Consider the following 2,970-nt stretch of genomic DNA (forward strand, 5'->3'; position numbering starts at 1 on the left):
TGGACGAACCTATCTGCGCCGGCCAAACGAATGGCCCGATTCGCGTCGCGCCCGTAGCGATTCAGTACACCGTGATAGCTACGGCCGGCCCGAACGGCTCGGTCAGCCCCGGGCAGATCACTGTCAATGCCGGTGCCGATCTGATATTTACGGCGACTCCCGACGCCGGCTATGAGGTGGCTCTATGGGAGTTGGATGGCAACGCTGTGCAGCAAGGGGGCTCCACGTTCACGATCAGTCAGATTGACGCAGATCACAGGATTTCCGTCACGTTCAAACAGCGGCAGTACACCCTTCTGGCGACGGCGGGTCCGGACGGCTCGGTCAGTCCCGACAGCGTCACTGTCGATTCCGGAGCCGATGTCACATTTACAGCCAATCCTGACACCGGCTATGAGATCGAGAGTTGGTCCGTGGACGGTGTCGTGGTCCAGGGAGGCGGCGAGAGTCACACACTGACCAACGTCCAGGCCGACCACAGGATTCACGTCACCTTCCAGTTACTTCAGTACACCGTTACAGCAACGGCGGGCCCAAATGGTTTTGTTCATCCCGACGAGGTGACCGTCGGCTACAATGAAGAGGCGACGTTCACGGCCGCCGCCGATCCTGGTTACGCGGTCGATAGATGGGAACTGGACGGCACGGTTTACCAGGACGGCGGGACAACCTGCACCGTCAGCATGATCGACGCCGATTATTCGCTCCACGTGACATTCAGGAAAGCGCTGGCCTACTCTCTGGACGATCTCGATTTTGACGACGATGAAGAATTCGAGACTCGCGTTATTACCAACAATGCGATCGACGCGGAACAGCCGGAAGAATCCCGGGTCCACGTGGAACGGGTCGTGGGTGTCGGACCGGATCCGGGCGGAGTGATGGTGATGTACAATCTCAAGGACATTGACCCGGCGTCTGAGAATTACGGGCTACTCATCAATGCTCGGGTCAAGGGCATCTTCGCCAGGACCGGCGCCGACAGAATCTTAATCCGGTTCAAGTATCTTTTCGCAACATCCGAGCCAGGCGCTGAATTGCGGGTCTATCTCTCAGACGTGCCTGAGCTCCTGGCTCCCAATGATCTCTTGCGCGCGCAACACTATCTCGAGGTGGCCCGCGTTCCGGCCCCACCTTTCCCCCGGCCCGGCTCCGCGGGCAGCGGCCGCTTCGCCATATTTAAGGAGGTCGTCTGGACCGGACACCTGAACTTCACCGAGAGACTCTACATCGAACTGGAGCTTGTAGAGCCACCCCAAAACGGGATCGTTTTGACCAGCAGCGTACAGACAATAGCGGCCGACCAATCCGATACTATTCTGCGAGGTGCGAGCAATTCCCTGGCTAACACGGCACTCCTGGCAGATTCGGGGGCCTCCGCGGCCTATATCGACAGTTGGAGTCCAGCCGTGCAGTGCTACGGTATTTGTCTGGACATTAACTGGGACAACTTCGTCGATGAAGCGGACTTCTTGATGGTTGTCGGCGGATGTGGACAGACGGCGACGGGTGAGATGGCATGCATGGACGGAGCCTTGAGTGCCGATGGGTACATGGATTCCTATGATGTTGTTTCGTGGGATTGGGCGCTGAACTCAGAGCAGCGTCTGCTCAACTACTGTGGGGTCCCTCTGGTCAGCGGCGGTGCAAGCGTGGGTCTTATGAGCGCTGCGGTCGCGGGCCCGGCCCCAGGGGACGTGGAGGTCTCCGGTGCACCGTTGGCGCTTGTCGATCTTCCCGCGAACCTGAGCGGCCTGCTGATCGCGGGTAAAAGCGGAGCTCCGGATGCGCACAGCAAGCTGCAGGACCGACTTTATCTCTTCGACGCCGATGGCGCCTGGGCGGGAACATTCGGACTTGCGTCGGACCGCTGCAACGTCAAACTGCTGCAAGGCCCTTCCGGCGAGCTCTATCGGCTCAACTGCGAAACAGGATTGCTTCAGCTCGACAGCACCGATAAAGTCGTCATCCCGTCGGGTGAAGTCAGGCTCATCGATATCAAGGAACCCCGGTACAATACGGGCGCGACGGTCTATGTGGGGATACAGAACAAAGGGGGCGATTCGTTCGGCCGGCCCCTTCTCGATGCCGCTTTCGATGCCGAATTTGTCTATGTTGTTCCCGTGGTGGTCGATCCTGACGGTGCGCAACCGTACACGGCGGCAGCCAAGCTCAAGCTTCTGGACAGTGGAAACCCGCCCTACGAGGTGGTTACTCTGTATGACGATCCTCCGCCGATGAACGATAATCAATACCGCAACAGTCTTCGAGAGCTCGAGCTGGACGCAGCGGGCAACCTGTACGTCCTCAACGTTCACGCGCTCAATGAGAGTGACATTCTCTGGAGATATGCCCCGGACGGAACGCGACTGCGCCTCGATCTGGGCAGGCCCGACAGCGGCAGCTACATCCCCGCTCCCGTCGGCATGTTTGCGTCAAAAGCCGCCGAGATGCTCTATCTGGCGTCCGCCATGTCCGACCCGGCAGATTCAGACTCGACGGTGATATACGGCTTTTCCACCCAAGGCACACCGACTCTTGAGAAGCGGATAACAATCGATGGATTGCATCATGTGACCTGCATGACCGAAGACCCGGATACGGGGACGCTCTGGGTCGCAGGTTTCAACATGTATAATATCCCGGTGTATCCGAATCCGACTCAGCAGGCGTTCTACTACCCCTACGTGGCAAAGATCCTTTATGGCAGCGACCAGGCCCGGCGTATCGCCCTGTATGACCCTGGAGCACATGATCTGGCGCTGCCGATGTCAATTCTGTGGACAGGAGTTATCGCCTCCGGAGTTGAATAGAGTCATGCCGGCCACGAAAAGCATTGGCATTGGCATGCTCGGCCATGGCGAAGAGCTTCTCGACTCGGGCCCGATCCCACACGGCTGCATGCCACTGCGGTGCCACCCAGTCTGGGCCCCAAACCGCCAGCGAAGAATGAGGTTGACGCTTTGACAA

Annotated in this window: 1 protein-coding gene; it reads left to right on the forward strand. The window is 58.8% G+C overall.

Going from position 1 to position 2,970, the window contains the following annotated elements; all coding sequences use genetic code 11:
• A partial coding sequence (locus tag VMY05_12435) for a hypothetical protein (GenBank protein HUV31879.1) occupies positions 1 to 2,813 on the forward strand: 2,813 nt, incomplete at its 5' end.
• Positions 2,814 to 2,970 lie beyond the last annotated feature (157 nt).

This window comes from Acidobacteriota bacterium (assembly GCA_035529075.1).
In the GTDB taxonomy this organism is placed as follows: domain Bacteria; phylum Zixibacteria; class MSB-5A5; order GN15; family FEB-12; genus DATKXK01.